This is a genomic window from Bradyrhizobium sp. (assembly GCF_049798375.1).
GTDB lineage: Bacteria > Pseudomonadota > Alphaproteobacteria > Rhizobiales > Xanthobacteraceae > Bradyrhizobium.
In genome coordinates this window covers 1-2267 of sequence record NZ_JBARGP010000557.1, presented here as the reverse complement: position 1 = coordinate 2267, position 2267 = coordinate 1, and the positions used below count along the sequence as shown (strand labels likewise).

Genomic DNA, 2267 nt, shown 5'->3' with positions numbered 1-2267 from the left:
GGGCTGCTGCTGCCGCTGCTGCTTGCCGGCGGCTGGGAGCTGATCGTTCATGTCGGCCTGTCCAACGGCCGGCTGGTGCCGCCGCCGAGCCGCATCATCGCGACCATCGCCGACCTCGCCCGCACGGGCGAACTGACCCGCCATATCAGCATCACGCTGGCGCGGGTCGGTATCGGCTTCGGCCTTGGCGTTGCCGCCGGCACAGTGATGGGCGGCATCTGCGGCTATTGGAGCCTGGCGCGGCGGCTTTTTGATCCGACGGTCCAGGCCTTGCGCGCGATCCCTTCGATCGCCTGGGTGCCGCTGTTCATCCTCTGGCTCGGCATTTTCGAGACCTCGAAGGTGGCGCTGATCGCGGTCGGCGTGTTCTTCCCGGTCTATCTCGGCGTGATGGGAGCGATCCTCTCGGTCGACCGCAAGATCGTCGAGGTCGGCCGCGTGTTCCGCCTGTCCGGCCCGGCGATGATCCGCCGCATCCTATTGCCCGCGGTGCTGCCGGCCTATGTGGTGTCGCTGCGCGTCGGGCTTGGCCTCGGGTGGATGTTCGTCGTGGCGGCCGAATTCATGGGCGCGTCCGAAGGGCTCGGCTATCTCCTGATCGATGGCCAGCAACTCGGCAAGCCGGCGCAGATCGTCGCCGCCATCGTGATCTTCGCCATCATCGGCAAGGCGACCGACTGGCTGCTGGAGGTCGCGACCGCGCCGCTGCTGCGCTGGCAGGACAATTTCGCGCGTAATAGCGGAGGGCGCTGATGCTGTCGCTGCAATCGCTCAGTAAGACCTATCCGAACCGCGTTCATGCGCTGGAGCGGTTCTCCGCCGACATCAGGCATGGCGAGATCCTCGCCATCATCGGCGGCTCCGGTTGCGGCAAGTCGACCTTGTTGCGCGCCATCGCCGGCCTCGATCCGGCAAGCCAGGGCGCCGTCACGCTGGATGGCGAGCGCATCACCGCGCCGCATGAGCGGGTCGGCATCATCTTCCAGGAACCGCGGCTGCTGCCGTGGCTCTCCGTCGCCGACAATGTCGGTTTCGGCCTGTCGGGTCTGCCGGCAGACCAGCGCCGCGCCCGCGTCGCCCAGGCGCTGAGCCGCGTCGGCCTCGCTGAGAAGGCCAGGGCATGGCCGCGCGAGCTCTCCGGCGGCCAGGCGCAGAGGGTGGCGATCGCCCGCGCGCTGGTCACGCAGCCCGAGGTGCTGCTGCTGGACGAGCCGTTCTCCGCGCTCGATGCCTTTACCCGCAAGGATCTGCAGGACCATCTGCTCGACCTCTGGGCCGATACGCGGCCGACGCTGATCATGGTCACGCATGACGTCGAGGAGGCCGTGGTCATGGCCGATCGCGTGCTGGTGATGCGGCCGCATCCGGGGCGGCTGTTCGAGGAGATCACGATCAATCTGTCGCGGCCGCGCGACCGCACCACGCCGATGTTCGAGCAGTTCAAGCGCCACGTCATGACCGCGCTGGACCGTTCGCTGGACCGAACGATACCGGAGACGCAGGGCAGGCGTGAAGCCGGCGGGGCGATGTGGTGGTGACATCGCCGCTGCAGCCCGATACATCTTTCGGGAAATGAATCCGGAGAGAACGACAATGGATGCCGCCGAGTTGCGCGCCATGCAGGCGCCGATCAAGGAACGCTACAAGGCCGATCCGTCGGCTGCCATCATCACGCTGAAGGCCAAGGGCTCGGTCGACAATGACGGGTTGACCTGCAAGGTCGAGACCGGCCGCGCGCTGGCCACCGCCGGCCTGCATCCGGCCACCGGCGGCTCGGGCCTGGAGCTGTGCTCCGGCGACATGCTGCTGGAGGCGCTGGTCGCCTGCGCCGGCGTCACCTTGAAGTCGGTCGCGACCGCGATCGAGGTGCCGCTGAGGAGCGGCGACGTCATCGCCGAGGGCGATCTCGATTTTCGCGGCACGCTTGGCGTCGACAAGGAGGCCCCGGTCGGCTTCGCCGAGATTCGGCTGCGCTTCGAGGTCGGCACCGACGCGCCGCAGGACAAGCTCGATCTGCTGCTGAAGCTCACCGAGCGCTATTGCGTGGTCTATCAGACCATCAAGAACGGCCCGAAGATTACGGTGACGATGAAGCGGGTGTGATGTCGCTGGTTCCTGCGGAAGCGCCGGGGCATGCACATATCTCGCGGCTGGCTTCCTTCACCTCGCCCCGCTTGCGGGGAGAGGTCGGATGGCATCGAAGATGACATCCGGGTGAGGGGGTACAGGTCTAACAACTTGCACCTATCGCGCGTCTGCCCCTCACC

General features: G+C 67.1%; 3 protein-coding genes. All 3 read left to right on the top strand.

Annotation, left to right across the window (positions count from 1 at the left end):
• Window positions 1-753 (top strand): ABC transporter permease (locus WA702_RS22370; RefSeq protein ID WP_425112732.1); only part of this gene is annotated, 753 nt, incomplete at its 5' end.
• On the top strand, window positions 753-1538 hold the full coding sequence (locus WA702_RS22365) for an ABC transporter ATP-binding protein (RefSeq protein WP_425112731.1): 786 nt from the start codon (window positions 753-755) through the stop codon (window positions 1536-1538). The genes WA702_RS22370 and WA702_RS22365, both read left to right, overlap by 1 nt.
• Window positions 1539-1593: 55 nt before the next feature.
• Window positions 1594-2103, top strand: coding sequence for an OsmC family protein (locus tag WA702_RS22360; protein WP_425112730.1), 510 nt, complete (start codon window positions 1594-1596; stop codon window positions 2101-2103).
• Window positions 2104-2267: the final 164 nt, after the last annotated feature.

Bases quoted from the DNA above. Each gene is read 5' to 3' on its own strand.
- WA702_RS22365 (WP_425112731.1), top strand. From the start codon at position 753: ATGCTGTCGCTGCAATCGCTCAGTAAGACCTATCCGAACCGCGTTCAT.
- WA702_RS22360 (WP_425112730.1), top strand. From the start codon at position 1,594: ATGGATGCCGCCGAGTTGCGCGCCATGCAGGCGCCGATCAAGGAACGC.